A 14,843-nucleotide genomic window follows, 5' to 3' on the forward strand; every position below is an offset into this window, starting at 1 on the left:
GACGATGACCGCCGTCCCCGGCCCGCAGGCGCGGGGCGGGGACGGCGGCTTCTCCTTAAGGACTGCCATGTACTTCACCGACCGCGGCATCGAGGAGCTGGTCGAGCGCCGGGGCGACGAGCAGGTCACCCTGGAGTGGCTGGCCGAGCGCCTGCGCGACTTCATCGACCTGAACCCCGAGTTCGAGACCCCCGTCGAGCGTTTCGCGACCTGGCTCGCCCGCCTTGACGAGGACGACGAGTAGATCACCCGATAGGCCGGGTGACACACGACGAGCCACAGCCACGCCGTACGGTATGACTGTGGCTCGTGGCGTATATGTGACCGGCGTCGAGGCGGGCGGCGGCAAGTCCGCCGTGGCTCTGGGCCTCGCGGAACTGCTCAGCAGACGGGTGCGCAGGCTGGGCGTGTTCCGCCCGCTCACCCGGGACGACGGCGAGACCGATCCGGTGGTGGCGCTGCTGCGCAGCCGCTACGGCACGGTCGGCGCGGCCGGGCCGAGTTACCAGCACGCATCGGAGCTGCTGGGCGCGCACCGGGTCGACGACCTGGTCGGCGAGATCCTGGAGCACTACCACGCGCTGGAGCGCTCCTGCGACGCCGTGATCATCGTGGGCACCGACTTCGGCCGCACCCTGGGCGAGGGCCACGACGAGCCCGCCCTGCCCGAAGAGCTGCAGCTCAACCTGCGCATCGCGGGTGAGCTCGGGGCCTCGGTGCTGCCGGTGGTCAACGGGCACCGCCGGGACTCCGGGGACATCGCCGACGCCGTGCGCGCCGCGTACTACGCCTGCGACGAGCTGCCGGTGCTGGCCGTGATCGCCAACCGGGTGGCCCCGGGCGCGGACTCGCGCCTGCCGCTGCTGCCGGTGCCGGTGTACGCGATCCCGCAGTTGCCCGCGATCGCTGCGCCGACGGTCGCCGAGGTGGCCGCCGCGCTGCACGCCTCGCCGGTGCACGGCGCGACGCCGGGCGCGATGGCCCGGGACGTGGTCAGCGCCGTGGTCGGCGCGGCCTCGGTGCCGACGTTCCTGGAGCACCTGCGGGACAACTGCCTGGTGGTGACGCCCGGCGACCGGGCCGACCTGATCGTGGCCACGTTCGCCGCGCACCTGGGCGGCCAGGCGGCGGTGTCGGGGCTGCTGCTGACGCTGGGCGTGGAGCCCGATCCGCGGGTGGTGGCGCTGGTCAGCCGGTTCCGGGTGGAGCTGCCGATCTTCACGGTGCCCTCGGACAGCTACGACACCGTGGCCGCGCTGACCGGGCTGGAGGGCCGGCTGCGCGGTGACAACCAGCGCAAGGTGGACGCGGCGCTGGGCCTGTTCGAGTCGCACGTGGACTCGATCGAGCTGGCGGGGCGGCTGGACCTGAGCCGGCCGGACCGGGTCACCCCGCTGATGTTCGAGTACGAGCTGATCGAGCGCGCCCGCGCGGACCGCCGCCACGTGGTGCTGCCGGAGGGGGTCGAGGAGCGCATCCTGCGCGCCGCCGAGGCGCTCAACCGCCGCGGCGTGTGCGATCTGACCCTGCTGGGCCCGGTGGACGAGATCGAGCAGAAGGCGCGGGAACTCGGCCTGGACCTGGGCGACGCCCGCCTGGTCAACCCCGCGGACGCGCGCTGGCGCTCGGAGTTCGCGACCGAGTACGCCCGGATGCGCGCGCACAAGGGCATGACCCGCGACATCGCGTACGACCTGATGACCAACGTGAACTACTTCGGCACCATGATGGTGCACACCGGACGGGCCGACGCGATGGTCTCCGGTGCGGTGCACCCGACCGCCGACACCATCCGGCCCGCCTTCGAGATCATCAAGACGCAGCCCGGGGTGGGCGTGGCGTCCAGCGTGTTCTTCATGTGCCTGGCCGACCACGTGCTCGTCTACGGCGACTGCGCGATCAACCCGGATCCGACGCCGGAGCAGCTCGCCGACATCGCGCTGTCGTCGGCGGAGACGGCGGCCCGGTTCGGGGTGGAGCCGCGGGTGGCGATGCTGTCGTACTCGACCGGCGGCTCCGGGCAGGGCGCGGAGGTGGACAAGGTCGCGCTGGCCACCAAGCTGGTCCGCGAGCGCCGCCCGGACCTGCCGGTGGAGGGCCCGATCCAGTACGACGCCGCGGTCGACCCGAGCGTCGCGGCGACCAAGCTGCCCGGCAGCGAGGTGGCCGGCCGGGCCACGGTGCTGATCTTCCCCGACCTGAACACCGGCAACAACACGTACAAGGCGGTGCAGCGCTCGGCGGGCGCGGTCGCGGTGGGCCCGGTGATGCAGGGCCTGCGCAAGCCGGTCAACGACCTGTCCCGCGGCGCGACCGTGCGCGACATCATCTCGACCGTCGCCATCACGGCCATCCAGTCTCAGGTGGTGTCATGAAGATCCTGGTGCTCAACTGTGGCTCGGCCTCGGTGAAGTGGGGCCTGTACACCGACGGCAAGTCCGTCGACGGCGGGTTGATCGAGCGGGTCACCGATTGCTCCCAGGCGGTGCGCGAGGTGCTCTTCACCGCCGACGTGTCCGACGTGGACGCGGTCGGCCACCGGGTGGTGCACGGCGGCCTGCGCTTCACCGCCCCGACGCTGATCGACGACGCGGTGCTGGAATCGATCACCCGGCTGGTCCCGCTGGCGCCGCTGCACAACCCGGTGAACCTGGCGGGCATCAAGATCGCCCGCGAGATGCTGCCGGGGGTGCCGCAGGTCGCCGTCTTCGACACCGCGTTCCACCGGACCATCCCCCCGGCGCAGGCGATGTACGCCATCGACGTCGAGGTGGCGCAGGAGAACGGGATCGCCCGCTACGGCTTCCACGGCACGTCCCACGAGTACGTCTCACACCGCACCGCCGAGCTGCTCGGCCGGGACCCGGCCCAGACCAACGTGATCACGCTGCACCTGGGCAACGGGGCGAGCGCCTGTGCGGTGCGCGCCGGGCGCAGCAGCGCCACCAGCATGGGCCTGACCCCGCTGGAAGGCCTGGTGATGGGCAGCCGCAGCGGCAACGTGGATCCCGCGGTGGTGTTCCACCTGCACCGGGTCGCGGGCATGTCCTTCGACGCCATCGACGACCTGCTGAACCAGCGCAGCGGCCTCAAGGGGCTGTGCGGCGACAACGACATGCGCGAGGTGCTGCGCCGGCGCGAGGAGGGCGACGAGGCGGCCGCACTGGCCTTCGACGTGTACTGCGACCGCATCAAGATGTACGTCGGCGCGTACTACGCGCTGCTGGGCCGCGTCGACGCGATCACCTTCACGGCGGGCGTGGGCGAGAACGCCGCCCCGGTGCGGGAGGCTTCGCTGTCCGGGCTGGAGGCGCTGGGCATCGTGGTGGACCCGGCCCGCAACACCGCGGCCGAGCGAGGCGAGCGGATCATCTCGCCCGACGGCGCGAGCCCCGTCGTCTGCGTCGTGCCGACCGACGAGGAGCTGGAGATCGCCAACCAGACCGCGGAACTGCTGGCCCGCTGAACGGCGCAGACGACAGCGGCGGCGGACCGGCCGGCCCGCCGCCGCGTGACACGAGCTGTCACTCGGGGATCTTCAGGACCACCCCGACGTTGATCAGGTTCGGGTTCGCGATGTTGTTCGCCTTCGCGATCTTCATGTACTGCCGGCCGTCGCCGTAGTACTGAGCGGCGATGTCCCAGAGCGTGTCGCCGGACTTCACCTTGTACGTGCGCTCGGCCGCGGCCGGAGCCTTGGTCGTCGCGGCGGCGGCCGGGGCGGCGGGCTTGGCGGGCGGCGGAGCGGGTTTGGGCGCGGCGGCCGACGGCTCGGTGACCGAGGGCGCGGCCGGAGGCGGTGCGGCCTGCGGAGGAGCTGCCTGTGCCTGAGCCTGGGCCTGCGCCTGGGCTTCCTGCGCCTTCTTCGCCTCCTCCTCTTCCTTCTTCTTCTTGCCCCACTTGAACGGGTTCATGAAGCCGGCAGCCTCATGTTCCAGGTCCTCCAGGCGGCCTTCCTTGTCCTGCGGCTCGCTCATCTGTCCCCCCGTGTCGGTGATCGATCACGATCCGACGCCAGACTAGCCCCGTTTGAAACCGTTTCGGACTGGTTCGCCGGAACCTCGGATGGGGCACAATGGCCACCGTCGTGATCATCGCAAGTGAAAGAGGACCGGCATGTTCACCTATCCCCTCGGCGACGGCGCGGAGCTGCGGCCGCTGGAGCCGTGGAAGGCCGAGGAGTTCCTGGCCCACATGGACCGCGCGCGCGACGACGTCGACCCGTGGATCCCGTTCGCGAGCCGCTCCACCGATCTGGACTCGGCCCGTGCCACTCTGCAGCGCTACGCCGACCTGCAGGCCGCGGGCACCGGCCGGATCGTCGGCATCTGGCTGGACGGCACGCTGGTGGGCGGCACGATGCTGTTCGGCGTCGACGCCGAGGCGGGCAACGGCGAGATCGGGGTATGGCTGGAGCCCGCCGCCCAGGGCCGAGGGCTCATCACCCGGGCGTGCCGGGCGATGCTCGACTGGGCGTTCCGCGAGCGCGGCCTGAGCCGGGTGCAGTGGGTGACCCGGCCCGACAACGCGCGCAGCCTGGCCGCGGCTGCCCGGCTGGGCATGACCCGGGAGGGCGTGCTGCGCGAGTCCTTCCCGTACCGCGGCAAGCGCTACGACAGCGAGTTCTGGTCGATGCTGGCGCACGAGTGGCCGCCCGCCTGAGCAGGGGGACTTGCGCATCCTGATCGGACAGACCATCATCGACAATGTCGATGAACGACACCGTCGACAGCCGAGTCCGGGGAGGGTGCGTGCACGAGCCGACCACGCGTACGGGTTCCATCGGTGCGAGCGGCCGGGCGGCGTACCCCCGGGTCTCGCCGTGCCGGCACTGCTCACGTCCGGTGCTGCGCGACAACGACAGCCGCTGGATCCACGCCGACCTGAGCTACGTCTGCCGTGACCTGTGGGGCGGCCTGACCGAGACCACCGCGGAGCCGGCGGCGGCCCCGCGGGTCTGACCCGGCTCAGCCCTGGTGGTCGAGCACGATCTTGCCGAAGCCCGCGCCCGCGGCCAGCCGCTCGAAGGCCCCGCGGGCGTCGGCGAAGTCGAAGACGGTGTCCACCACCGGCGCGATCTTCCGGGCCGCCATCAGCTCCAGCAGCGCCGCGAGCTCGTCACGGGTGCCCATGGTCGAGCCGACGACCTCCTGCTGCAGGAAGAAGATCCGGCGCAGGTCCACCGTGGCCAGATGCCCGGAGGTCGAGCCGGACACCACGATCCGGCCGCCCGGCTTGGTGCTCTTCACGGAGTGGTCGAAGGTGGCCTCGCCGACGGTCTCGATCACCACGTCCACCCGCTCGGGCAGCCGCTCACCGGGGGCCAGCACGGTCGCGCCCAGCCCGGCGGCGTTCTCCCGCTTGGCGGCGTCCCGGCTGGTGGCGTACACCCGCGCGCCCAGCGCACCGGCCAGCACGATCGCGGCCGTGGCCACGCCGCCGCCCGCGCCCTGCACCAGCACGCTGCCGCCCTCGCGCAGCCGCCCGCGGGTGGTGAGCATGCGGTACGCCGTCAGCCACGCCGTCGGCAGGCACGCCGCATCCGTCCAGGTCATGCCCTCGGGCTTGGGGACCAGGTTGCGCCGCGGCACGGTCACCAGGTCTGCGAGGGTGCCCTGGTGGCGCTCGGACAGCAGCGAGCGCTTCGGGTCGAGCGTCTCGTCGCCGTCCCCGGCCGCCGGGTCGCCGACGACCGCGTGCACGACGACCTCGTTGCCGTCCTCGTCGACGCCCGCCGCGTCGCAGCCCAGGATCATCGGCAGCTGCTCGGCGGACAGGCCGACGCCGCGCAGCGACCACAGGTCGTGATGGTTCAGCGCACTGGCCATCACGCGCACGGTGGTCCAGCCTTCGGCGGCCTGCGGCTCGGGCCGCTCGCCCACCACGAGGCCCGCCAGCGGGTTGTCCGGATTGATCGAGTCGGCATAGACGGCACGCATGACCCGACGCTAACAGCCACCCCGGCCCCGGCCCAGACCAGCCTGAGGGTCCGTTAAGGAGTAACGCGTCACATCGACGCTGCGGCCGGCCCGCAGTCCGGGGTCAGGGCTCGGGCCGCGGTCGCGACTCCGGGCACAGGAATGCCCGGGAGCCCAGCTGCGGGGGGGGTGCGGGGAGGGCGCTGCGAGGCCCGTGGTGCGGGGCGGGGGTCGGGCCCCGGCTCCACCGCCGTGGCGGCTTCAGCGGGGCCCGACGGCCCCGCAGGGCCGGTCAGGCGCGTACCACGCCCTCGCGGCGCGCGGCGTCGGCCACGGCGGCCGCTACGGCGGGGGCCACCCGCGGGTCGAGCGCGCTGGGCACGACGGCCTCGGCGGAGAGCTCGGCGGCGACCACGTCGGCGATGGCGGTCGCGGCGGCGAGTTTCATGCCCTCGGTGATCCGGGTCGCGCGGGCCTCGAGCGCGCCGCGGAAGATGCCCGGGAAGGCGAGCACGTTGTTGATCTGGTTCGGGAAGTCGCTGCGCCCGGTGGCCACGACGGCGGCGTACCGGCCGGCCACGTCCGGGTGCACCTCGGGCGTCGGGTTGGCCAGGGCGAAGATCATCGCGCCGGGGGCCATGCCCGCCACCGCCCGCTCGGGGATCTGCCCACCGGAGACGCCGATCAGCACGTCCGCGCCGTCCAGCGCCGCCTCGATGCCACCGGTGACCCCGGCCGCGTTGGTGCGCTCGGCCAGGTCGGCCTTGGCCGAGCCGGGCACCAGGTCGGCCCGCCCCGCGTGGATCGCGCCGCGCGAGTCGCACACGATCACCGCGGACGCCTCGACCCCGCCCGCGATCAGCATCTTGGTGACCGCGACCCCGGCCGCGCCGGCGCCGGAGACCACCACGCGCAGGTCGCACAGCTTGCGGTCGAGCAGCGTCGCCGCGTTGCGCAGCGCCGCGAACACGACCACCGCGGTGCCGTGCTGGTCGTCGTGGAACACCGGGATGTCCAGCGCCTCGACCAGCCGCCGCTCGATCTCGAAGCAGCGCGGCGCGGCGATGTCCTCCAGGTTGATCCCGCCGAAGCTGGGCGCGAGCGCCTTGACGATCGACACGATCTCGTCGGGGTCCTGGGTGTCCAGGCACACCGGCACCGCATCCACCCCGCCGAACTGCTTGAACAGGACGGCCTTGCCCTCCATCACGGGCATCGCCGCGCGCGGGCCGATGTTGCCCAGGCCGAGCACGGCCGAGCCGTCGGTCACCACCGCGACGGTGTGCCCGACCCAGGTGTAGTCGTCCATCAGGGCCGGGTTCTCCGCGATCGCCTCGCACACCAGCGCGACGCCGGGTGTGTAGGCGAGGGAGAGGTCTTCTCGGGTGCTCAGGGGCACCGTACTGGCGACGGCCATCTTGCCGCCGCGATGCCGCTCGAATGCTGGATGATCCACTTTGGACTCCCACGATGACAACGCACAGAGCCGGGTCGGTTCAACGACGGGTCAGCGTTGACACGGCGCGGCGAGGTCACGGGGTTCTCCCGAGGTCAGGAGTCTAGACCCGGGCCTGCACTTGATCAATGAGCGGGGCCGCCGGTCGTGGAGCATTTCACACCTGCTGGGGACGGTGTCCGGTTCACGCGTCGTCGCCCAGGCCGGCCGGCGGGCGGGCGGGCATCCGCGCCGGGTGCGGCCAGTACCGGCACAGCACCCGGCCGAGCACGTCGGCGACGCCGTACGCCCGCGAGTCGTCGGTGACCAGGCCGTTGTCGCCGAGCAGCCACCAGCCGCCCTCCTGGGCGCGCTCGACGCGCTTGACGACCAGCAGGTCGGGCCGGGACCGGAAGCGCGCGACCACCACGTCGCCGGGCCGCACCGGCCGGCCGCCACAGCGCACGAGCAGCATGTCCCCGTGCCGCAGGGTCGGCGCCATGGACGGTCCGTGAACCAGTACGGGAAACAGCGGCCAGCGCAACTGAGCCTCCCCGGCGGAGTAGGGTCGCAAGGGGATCATTGTCCCGTTCAGACCACGTACCTCATGGAGGATCCGATGCAGTTCTTGAAAGGACGCAGCCTGAAGCCGCGCACGGTGGTCAGTGCTCACTGCGACCTGCCGTGCGGCGTCTACGACCCGGCCCAGGCCCGGATCGAGGCTGAGTCGATCAAGGCCATCTGCGAGAAGTACCAGGCCAACACGGACCCGGAGTTCCGCACCCGGGCTCTGATCATCAAGGAGCAGCGGTCCGAGCTGGTCAAGCACCACCTGTGGGTGCTGTGGACCGACTACTTCAAGGCCCCGCACTTCGAGAAGTACCCGAACCTGAACCAGCTGTTCAACGAGGCCACCAAGCTGTCCGGTGCCGCCGGCACCAAGGGTCAGGCCGACCCGGCCGTGGCCGAGCAGCTGCTGGGCAAGATCGAGGAGATCTCCAAGATCTTCTGGGAGACCAAGCAGGCCTGAGCCTGGACGTCAGCGCCGACGTATGCCGGGTGGCCCGCACGGCCACCCGGCATCACCGGACGACGAGTGCGCACAACCGCCCGGCTATGAGCTAGGCTCCGCGCGGGGGGTTGGGCCAGGTGAGTCAGATTCTGCAACCGGCGGCGACGGCGCTTACCGACAACGTCGTCGCTGTCACCGTGCCTGCCGACGGCGGCTGGCTGGGTGTGCTGCGCACCGCGACCGCGGGCCTCGCCGCCCGGCTGCGCTTCGCGGGCGACAAGATCGAGGATCTCCGCATCGCCGTCGACGAGGCGTGCGCGATGCTGCTGGTCATCGCCCCACCCGGCGGGCAGCTGCACTGCCGTTTCGAGATCGGCGACAGCGAGTTGACCGTGGCGATCTCCGCACCGGTCAACGGCAAGCGCAAGCTCCCGGAGCAGTCCGCGTTCGCCTGGAAGGTCCTCAGCGGCCTGACCTCACGCGTCGACGCCGAGCAGGCCGACGGCCGCGCCACCATCCGCCTGGTCACCGAACTCCCCACCTCCTGACGGCCCGCACGGACTGCGGCCAAGATCGCCGTTTCAGGACAGAAGACGGCACCTGACCACAGGAAGTGACCCGAAACGCCGATCTCCACGTCGCGGGCAGGCATTCCCACACCGGGCGGCGCGGATCGGTCAGCGGGGGTTCCAGCCGAGCCAGCGGGTGGTGGCCGGGGCCAGGATGAGGGCCATCACGGCCAGCGCGCCGAGCAGGACGGTCCAGCCGAGCTGCGGCATCCCGCCATTGATCATGAAATAGGCGGGCGCGCAGAGCATCAGCTCCAGCGCGAGCGACGGCCCCCGGGCCCCCGGGCGGCGGCGGCTCAGCGCGCGGGCGAGCCCGCCCAGGCTGCCGGCGATGGCCAGCGCGAACAGCGTGACCCCGACCGCCAGCCGGATGTCGGCGGCCTCGGCGGTCAGGTCGGCGTAGATCAGCACCGCGCCCAGCACGGTGACCGCGACCGCCTGCAGCGCCATCAGCGCCACCGCGCCGGTCAGGGTGGCGGGCGGGCGGGCGGTGGTCGTCTCTGCGGCGGACATGAATGACACCCTAGCGAACCCGCGGTGGCCGCCGTCTCGCCGCGTGCGGGCGGCGTAACGCGAGGTCACCACACCCGGTACATTGCCGGTCATGCGAGGTCTGCTCGTCGTCAACCCCAAGGCGACCACCACGTCCGCCCGTACCCGGGACGTGCTGGCCGGCGCGCTGCGCAGCGAGATGGAGCTGACCCTCGGCTTCACCCGCCGCCGCGGCCACGGTTTCGACCTCGCTCGCGACGCGGCTGCGGGCGGCGTCGACGTGGTCGTCGCGCTCGGCGGCGACGGCACCGTCAACGAGGTCGTCAACGGCCTGATGGCGGCGCAGCAGGGGGCGGCGACGCCCGCGCTGGCGGTGGTGCCCGGCGGCTCGACCAACGTCTTCGTGCGCGCCCTGGGCCTGCCCCGCCATGCCGTCGACGCCACCTCGGTGATCCTCAAGGCGCTGCGCCGGGGCACCAGCCGCCGGGTCAGCCTGGGGCTGGCCGACGACCGCTACTTCACCTTCTGCGCGGGCCTGGGCCTCGACGCCGCGGTGGTACGCCGGGTCGAGCGAGCGCGGCGCAAGGGCCGCCGCTCGACCCCGGGCCTCTACCTGCGCTCGACGCTGGGGCAGTACTTCGTCGAGGGCCGCCGGGAGCCGGGCATCACCCTGGAGGAGCCGGGAGCCGAAGCCGTGAGCGGCCTGGCGAACCTGATCATCCAGAACACCGCGCCGTGGACCTATCTCGGGGACCGGGAGATCCACGCCAGCCCTCGCGCATCGTTCGACCGCGGGCTCGATGTGCTTGCGCTGCAAGCCCTCCACCTGCCAAGCACCCTCCATACGGTCACGCAGATGCTGGCCCACCAGCCGGACGACCCCGACGAACGGGGTGACATGACCGGAAAGAAGATCACAGTGCGCCACGATCTGGCGGAGTTCGTCGTCCGTTGCGCCACCCCGCAGGCGTTCCAACTAGACGGGGACTACCTAGGTGAACGCGAAAAGGTGAAATTCACCGCTGTGCCCGGGGCACTGCGCGTAATCTGCTAAGAGTCGCTGTCGAAAGGCAGCGCGGCGGAGATTTGTGTCAATGGGCACACGTGACACACGCTGGAAATACTGGCGGCCTATTACGCCCCGTACTACATTGATCACTGACTGTCGGATGTCGGGGGTCAGGGTAACGCCCGGTGATCCGGACAAAACGGTCGTGAGCTTGCTCACCCGTCTGTCCTAATTTCCGGCACCCCCCTTGACATCGTGGGAGTTCGTGAAAGCATTCACAAGCGTACCGAGCGCTGAACCTGTTGCTCCTACACGCGCTGCTGATTTCGGTAGCGGTCCGTAACCAACTGGATCCGCATCCAAATCGCTTCACGCGCGTTCGCATACAGAGAAGCCCGAACGTACCAAACGAAGCGTTAGCAATTTCCACTGCCATCACAAGGAGTGTTTCCGCCATGGACTGGCGCCACCATTCGGTCTGCCGCGACGAAGACCCGGAGCTGTTCTTCCCGATCGGGACGTCCGGCCCCGCATTGCTTCAGGTCGAGCAGGCCAAGAAGGTGTGCGGGCGGTGCCCCGTCTCCACCGAGTGCCTCAAGTGGGCGCTGGAGACCGGGCAGGACGCTGGTGTCTGGGGTGGGATGAGCGAGGAGGAGCGGCGCGCCGTCAAGCGCCGCGGCGGCCTTCGGGTCCGCGCACACTCGCTCTGAGCACCGCACACCGCAACGCCTCACCGAAAACGTAGAAAGCCCCGAGCGCCGCTGCTCCGGGGCTTTTACGTTGTCCAGGATCCGACTGCGCGCCGTCTGACGGCCCGCCGACAGGGCTGTGAGCAGGCGCTTACGGCTGGTGAACGGGCGCGGGAACGGGCTCAGACGGCCAGCAGAGCGCGTTGCGGCGTGACCGCGTCCACGCGTTGCAGAACGAGCCGAACGAGCTCTCTCGAGGCTCCCAAGGGGGTTGCCGCCCCGATCGCGCCCGCGGCTCGGGCGTCGGCGAGCACGGCCTCGTGCAGCCGGCCCGGCGCGAGGAAGTACGACGCCACCGCCACCCGGCGCGCTCCGCGGGCCCGCAGCGCCGCGACGGCCTCGCCACCGGTGGGCGCGGCCGCGCTCGCGTACGCCGCGACACACGGCACGCCCAGCCGCAGGGTGAGTGCCCCGGCGACCTCGTCGACCATGGCCCGGCCCGACGCCACGCTGGTGCCGGCCGCGGCGAGCACGACCGCGTCGTACCCGGTCACCGACTCGTGCAGCCGCCGGACCAGGCCGGCCAGCAGCGGCTCGGACACCTCACCCAGGGTGTCGGAGATCGTGCAGTCGAACCCGGCGACCTGGGCGGGCAGGTCCACCCGGCCGTGGTAGGCCCGGGTGAGCAGCAGCGGGACCACCACGGGCGCGGGCTCCCCCGCCGCCCGCAGCGCGCCCAGCACGTCGGCCGGGCGCGGATCGGCCAGTTCCAGGAACGCCACCCGCACGTCGAGCCCCGGGCGCGCGGCGGCGACGGCACGGGCCAGCGCCCGCGTCGCCGCCTGCGCCCGCGGGTCGCGGGAGCCGTGCGCGACCAGCACCACGGGCGCCGCGGCGCGGACCTCCGGATCAGGCCGCATGCAGACCGCACTCGGTCTTGTCGAACATGGCCCAGCGGCCGGCGCGGGCGTCCTCGCCGGGCTGGATGCGCCGGGTGCAGGGCCAGCAGCCGACCGAGCCGTATCCGGAGTTCAACAGCTGGTTGACCGGGATGTCGTAGCGGGCGATGTACTGGTCGACCTCGGCCTGGGTCCAGGTGGCCAGCGGGTTGACCTTCACCTTGCCGCGGGCCTGCTCGAAGTGCACCACCGGCGTGTTGGCTCGGGTCGGCGACTCGTCGCGGCGCAGCCCGGCCGCCCACGCGTCGTAGCCGGCCAGCGCGTCTTCCAGCGGCTTCACCTTGCGCAGGTAGCAGCACGAGTCGGGGTCGCGGGAGTAGAGCCGCGGGCCGAAGCGCTCGTCCTGCTCCTCGACGGTGAGCTCGGGCCGCACCGTGACCACGGTCACCGGGATGGTGCGGGTGACCTGGTCGCGCACCCGCAGCGTCTCCGGGAAGTGCAGGCCGGTGTCGAGGAAGACAACCTCCACGCCGGGCACCACCCGCGAGGCCACGTGGGCCAGGACCGCGTCGGCCATGGAGCTGGTGACGCAGAAGCGGGGCCCGAACGTCTCGGCGGCCCAGCCGATGATCTCCTCGGCCGGCGCGCCCTCCAGCTCGGCTCCGGCACGGGCGGCCAGATCCATCAGCTCGGCGGTGGAACGTCGCACGTCCACGGTCATGGCGTCACCCTCCCCAGCAGTCCGATCATCTTCAGCGCGAAAACCCTGCGGCATGCTCGGCACTCCCACTGCCCGTGTGTGCTGGCGGGCTCTGCGTCCTCGGTCTCGGGACCCGCGTGCGGCCGGAGGAAGGCCTCCTCACCGCAGAACGGGCAGTAATACGGCACCGCGCGTTGCGCACCCTCGCTCATGACGCCGCCTCCGGCGTCGCCACGAGTCCGACGGGCCTCATGATTCGCTCGCTGCGCTCACTCACGACGCATCACCGCAGTTCCTCCTCGTCCACCCGCAGCACCCACTCCGCGAACGGCTCGGACGCGTCCTTGCGGCCGTCGAGGTAGCGGCGGGCCAGGCGCTCGGCGTACTCGGGCAGCTCCGCGGCGGTGGTCTTGAGACCGCGCAGCTTGCGGCCGAAGTTCGGGTTCTGGCCCTGCGCCATGCTCAGGCCGCCGCCCAGGTGCACCTGGAAGCCCTCGACCATCTCGCCGTCGGGCCCCGGGACGAGCTGTCCCTTGAGGCCGATGTCGGCGACCTGGGTGCGGGCGCAGGCGTTCGGGCAGCCGTTGACGTTGATCGAGATGGAGCCGTCGATCCGGCCGATGGTGCGCTCCAGGTGCTCGATGGTGCGCGCCGCGGTCGCCTTGGTCTCGACGATGGCGAGTTTGCAGTACTCGATGCCGGTGCAGGCCATCGTGTCCCGCCGCCACGACGACGGCCGGGCCTGCAACCCCACCGCGTCCAGCGCCGCGATCAGCGACTCGACCTTGTCCTCGGCGACGTCGAGCACCAGCAGTTTCTGGTACGGCGTGAGCCGCACCCGGCCCGAGCCGTGCGCCTCGGCGATGTCGGCGACCTGCGCCAGCACCGTGCCGCTGACCCGGCCCGCGACCGCCGCCGCGCCGACGTAGAACTTCCCGTCGCGCTGGCGGTGCACGCCGATGTGGTCGATCGGGTGCTCGGGCAGCTCCGGCGCGGGGCCGTCGATCAGCTTGCGGCCGAGGAACTCGTCCTCCAGGATCTGCCGGAACTTCGCCACGCCCCAGTCGGCGACCAGGAACTTGATGCGGGCGCGGGCGCGCAGCCGGCGGTAGCCGTAGTCGCGGAACAGGCGCGCGACGGCGGCGTACACCTCGGCGACCTCGCCCAGCGGCACCCACGTGCCCAGGCGCTGGGCCAGCATCGGGTTGGTGGACAGGCCGCCGCCGACCCACAGGTCGAAGCCGGGCCCGTGCTCCGGGTGCTCGACCCCGAGGAACGCGATGTCGTTGGCCTCGTACGGCACGTCGGCCAGCCAGGACACCACGGACTTGAACTTGCGGGGCAGATTGGACAGCGCCGGGTCGCCGATGTACTTCTCGACGATCTCGTCGATGGCCGGCGTCGCGTCGAGGACCTCGTGCTCGCTGATCCCGGCGACCGGGCTGCCGAGCACGACGCGCGGGGTGTCGCCGCAGGCCTCCGTGGTGGACAGGCCGACCGCCTCGATCTCGCGCCAGATCGCCGGCACGTCCTCGACCCGCACCCAGTGCAGCTGGATGTTCTGCCGGTCGGTGATGTCGGCGGTGTCGCGACCGTACTTGCCGGACACGTTCGCGATGGCGCGCAGCTGAGCCAGGTCGAGCTGGCCGCCGTCGATGCGGATGCGCAGCATGAAGTATTCGTCGTCGAGCTCGTGCGGCTCCAGCACCGCGGTGCGGCCGCCGTCGATCCCGGGCTTGCGCTGGGTGTACAGCCCCCACCAGCGCATCCGGCCGCGCAGGTCGGCGGGGTCGATCGAGGCGAAGCCGCGGTGGGCGTAGATGTTCTCGATCCGCGCGCGCACGTTCAGGCCGTTGTCGTCCTTCTTCGTGCGCTCGTTCGGGTTGAGGGGCTCGCGGTGCCCGAGCGCCCACTGCCCTTCACCACGCGGTTTGCGCGCGGCCCGGCCCGGGGTGGCGGCTGGCGTGCTTGCTGCCATCGCAGCGTCCTCCTGTAAGTCCAGTGAGCGAGGACGCGCCTATGCGCCAGCACCGCGGGTCAGCGGTCGAGATTCAAAGAAATGAATGCTCCCGGCGCGTATGCGCGCCCGGGTTTCGAAAAAACGGACGGGCGCAGTCAGC

General features: G+C 71.7%; 17 protein-coding genes. 9 read left to right on the plus strand and 8 right to left on the minus strand.

From position 1 onward, the window contains the following. Positions 1–67: 67 nt before the first annotated feature. The 3 genes from ACFQO7_RS07805 to ACFQO7_RS07815 are packed head-to-tail and all read left to right on the plus strand — an operon-like array spanning position 68 to position 3,466. A complete protein-coding gene (locus tag ACFQO7_RS07805; RefSeq protein ID WP_170213164.1) occupies positions 68–244 on the plus strand; it encodes a DUF6104 family protein in 177 nt (58 codons plus the stop codon). Between the two features lie 52 nt (positions 245–296). Further along, positions 297–2,375: a phosphate acetyltransferase gene (gene pta / locus ACFQO7_RS07810; RefSeq protein WP_376805784.1), complete on the plus strand. Its 2,079-nt coding sequence runs from the start codon at positions 297–299 to the stop codon at positions 2,373–2,375. Continuing rightward, on the plus strand, positions 2,372–3,466 hold the full coding sequence (locus ACFQO7_RS07815) for an acetate kinase (RefSeq protein ID WP_376805785.1): 1,095 nt from the start codon (positions 2,372–2,374) through the stop codon (positions 3,464–3,466). Before pta ends, ACFQO7_RS07815 begins: the two co-directional genes overlap by 4 nt. 58 nt (positions 3,467–3,524) lie before the next feature. Here ACFQO7_RS07815 and ACFQO7_RS07820 read toward each other — a convergent pair whose 3' ends face one another. Beyond that, positions 3,525–3,977, minus strand: a complete 453-nt coding sequence (locus tag ACFQO7_RS07820) for a LysM peptidoglycan-binding domain-containing protein (protein ID WP_376805786.1) — start codon at positions 3,975–3,977, stop codon at positions 3,525–3,527. A 139-nt stretch (positions 3,978–4,116) separates the two neighbouring features. Here ACFQO7_RS07820 and ACFQO7_RS07825 point away from each other — a divergent pair, with 139 nt between their 5' ends. Together ACFQO7_RS07825 and ACFQO7_RS07830 are read left to right on the plus strand one after the other, a co-directional pair. Continuing rightward, positions 4,117–4,662 carry a GNAT family N-acetyltransferase gene (locus ACFQO7_RS07825; protein WP_376805787.1) on the plus strand — a complete coding sequence of 182 codons (546 nt, stop codon included), beginning with the start codon at positions 4,117–4,119 and terminating at the stop codon, positions 4,660–4,662. A 44-nt stretch (positions 4,663–4,706) separates the two neighbouring features. Beyond that, positions 4,707–4,961 (plus strand): hypothetical protein, encoded by a 255-nt coding sequence (locus tag ACFQO7_RS07830; RefSeq protein ID WP_376805788.1) that lies wholly within the window; start codon positions 4,707–4,709, stop codon positions 4,959–4,961. A gap of 6 nt (positions 4,962–4,967) precedes the next feature. Here ACFQO7_RS07830 and ACFQO7_RS07835 read toward each other — a convergent pair whose 3' ends face one another. The 3 genes from ACFQO7_RS07835 to ACFQO7_RS07845 all read right to left on the minus strand — a co-directional run bounded on the left by ACFQO7_RS07835 (position 4,968) and on the right by ACFQO7_RS07845 (position 7,936). Then, a complete protein-coding gene (locus ACFQO7_RS07835; protein WP_376805789.1) occupies positions 4,968–5,939 on the minus strand; it encodes a zinc-binding dehydrogenase in 972 nt (323 codons plus the stop codon). A 271-nt stretch (positions 5,940–6,210) separates the two neighbouring features. After that, the gene (locus tag ACFQO7_RS07840; RefSeq protein WP_361040865.1) at positions 6,211–7,335 is read right to left on the minus strand and encodes an NAD(P)-dependent malic enzyme; all 1,125 of its coding nucleotides are present in this window, start codon (positions 7,333–7,335) and stop codon (positions 6,211–6,213) included. Positions 7,336–7,558: 223 nt separating this feature from the next. Further along, positions 7,559–7,936 carry a S26 family signal peptidase gene (locus tag ACFQO7_RS07845; RefSeq protein ID WP_376805790.1) on the minus strand — a complete coding sequence of 126 codons (378 nt, stop codon included), beginning with the start codon at positions 7,934–7,936 and terminating at the stop codon, positions 7,559–7,561. A 36-nt stretch (positions 7,937–7,972) separates the two neighbouring features. On the opposite strand from ACFQO7_RS07845, the gene sodN reads away from it, so the two are divergent. Beyond that, a complete protein-coding gene (gene sodN, locus ACFQO7_RS07850) occupies positions 7,973–8,383 on the plus strand; it encodes a superoxide dismutase, Ni (protein WP_360521181.1) in 411 nt (136 codons plus the stop codon). 119 nt (positions 8,384–8,502) lie between these two features. Then, positions 8,503–8,913, plus strand: coding sequence for an ATP-binding protein (locus tag ACFQO7_RS07855; RefSeq protein ID WP_376805791.1), 411 nt, complete (start codon positions 8,503–8,505; stop codon positions 8,911–8,913). Between the two features lie 129 nt (positions 8,914–9,042). Here the strand turns inward: ACFQO7_RS07855 and ACFQO7_RS07860 are convergent, their stop codons facing one another. Continuing rightward, a complete protein-coding gene (locus tag ACFQO7_RS07860) occupies positions 9,043–9,447 on the minus strand; it encodes a hypothetical protein (protein ID WP_376805792.1) in 405 nt (134 codons plus the stop codon). Between the two features lie 91 nt (positions 9,448–9,538). Here ACFQO7_RS07860 and ACFQO7_RS07865 point away from each other — a divergent pair, with 91 nt between their 5' ends. After that, positions 9,539–10,480 carry a diacylglycerol/lipid kinase family protein gene (locus tag ACFQO7_RS07865; protein ID WP_376805793.1) on the plus strand — a complete coding sequence of 314 codons (942 nt, stop codon included), beginning with the start codon at positions 9,539–9,541 and terminating at the stop codon, positions 10,478–10,480. A gap of 410 nt (positions 10,481–10,890) precedes the next feature. Next, on the plus strand, positions 10,891–11,145 hold the full coding sequence (locus ACFQO7_RS07870; RefSeq protein WP_120318209.1) for a WhiB family transcriptional regulator: 255 nt from the start codon (positions 10,891–10,893) through the stop codon (positions 11,143–11,145). Positions 11,146–11,306: 161 nt separating this feature from the next. Here the strand turns inward: ACFQO7_RS07870 and ACFQO7_RS07875 are convergent, their stop codons facing one another. The 3 genes from ACFQO7_RS07875 to ACFQO7_RS07885 form a co-directional block, all read right to left on the minus strand. After that, positions 11,307–12,044 carry a sirohydrochlorin chelatase gene (locus ACFQO7_RS07875; protein ID WP_376805794.1) on the minus strand — a complete coding sequence of 246 codons (738 nt, stop codon included), beginning with the start codon at positions 12,042–12,044 and terminating at the stop codon, positions 11,307–11,309. After that, positions 12,034–12,744 (minus strand): phosphoadenylyl-sulfate reductase, encoded by a 711-nt coding sequence (locus ACFQO7_RS07880; protein ID WP_376805795.1) that lies wholly within the window; start codon positions 12,742–12,744, stop codon positions 12,034–12,036. Before ACFQO7_RS07880 ends, ACFQO7_RS07875 begins: the two co-directional genes overlap by 11 nt. A gap of 262 nt (positions 12,745–13,006) precedes the next feature. Then, complete coding sequence (locus tag ACFQO7_RS07885; protein WP_376805796.1) at positions 13,007–14,701, minus strand: nitrite/sulfite reductase; 1,695 nt, start codon at positions 14,699–14,701, stop codon at positions 13,007–13,009. Positions 14,702–14,843 lie beyond the last annotated feature (142 nt).

This window comes from Catellatospora aurea (assembly GCF_042663325.1).
In the GTDB taxonomy this organism is placed as follows: Bacteria; Actinomycetota; Actinomycetes; order Mycobacteriales; family Micromonosporaceae; genus Catellatospora; species Catellatospora aurea.

Coding starts and splice junctions, on each gene's coding strand:
- ACFQO7_RS07885 (WP_376805796.1), bottom strand. CDS start 14,701: ATGGCAGCAAGCACGCCAGCCGCCACCCCGGGCCGGGCCGCGCGCAAA.
- sodN (WP_360521181.1), top strand. CDS start 7,973: ATGCAGTTCTTGAAAGGACGCAGCCTGAAGCCGCGCACGGTGGTCAGT.
- ACFQO7_RS07840 (WP_361040865.1), bottom strand. CDS start 7,335: ATGGCCGTCGCCAGTACGGTGCCCCTGAGCACCCGAGAAGACCTCTCC.
- ACFQO7_RS07875 (WP_376805794.1), bottom strand. CDS start 12,044: ATGCGGCCTGATCCGGAGGTCCGCGCCGCGGCGCCCGTGGTGCTGGTC.
- ACFQO7_RS07860 (WP_376805792.1), bottom strand. CDS start 9,447: ATGTCCGCCGCAGAGACGACCACCGCCCGCCCGCCCGCCACCCTGACC.
- pta (WP_376805784.1), top strand. CDS start 297: ATGACTGTGGCTCGTGGCGTATATGTGACCGGCGTCGAGGCGGGCGGC.
- ACFQO7_RS07820 (WP_376805786.1), bottom strand. CDS start 3,977: ATGAGCGAGCCGCAGGACAAGGAAGGCCGCCTGGAGGACCTGGAACAT.
- ACFQO7_RS07845 (WP_376805790.1), bottom strand. CDS start 7,936: ATGATCCCCTTGCGACCCTACTCCGCCGGGGAGGCTCAGTTGCGCTGG.
- ACFQO7_RS07825 (WP_376805787.1), top strand. CDS start 4,117: ATGTTCACCTATCCCCTCGGCGACGGCGCGGAGCTGCGGCCGCTGGAG.
- ACFQO7_RS07830 (WP_376805788.1), top strand. CDS start 4,707: ATGTCGATGAACGACACCGTCGACAGCCGAGTCCGGGGAGGGTGCGTG.
- ACFQO7_RS07870 (WP_120318209.1), top strand. CDS start 10,891: ATGGACTGGCGCCACCATTCGGTCTGCCGCGACGAAGACCCGGAGCTG.
- ACFQO7_RS07880 (WP_376805795.1), bottom strand. CDS start 12,744: ATGACCGTGGACGTGCGACGTTCCACCGCCGAGCTGATGGATCTGGCC.
- ACFQO7_RS07865 (WP_376805793.1), top strand. CDS start 9,539: ATGCGAGGTCTGCTCGTCGTCAACCCCAAGGCGACCACCACGTCCGCC.
- ACFQO7_RS07805 (WP_170213164.1), top strand. CDS start 68: ATGTACTTCACCGACCGCGGCATCGAGGAGCTGGTCGAGCGCCGGGGC.
- ACFQO7_RS07815 (WP_376805785.1), top strand. CDS start 2,372: ATGAAGATCCTGGTGCTCAACTGTGGCTCGGCCTCGGTGAAGTGGGGC.
- ACFQO7_RS07835 (WP_376805789.1), bottom strand. CDS start 5,939: ATGCGTGCCGTCTATGCCGACTCGATCAATCCGGACAACCCGCTGGCG.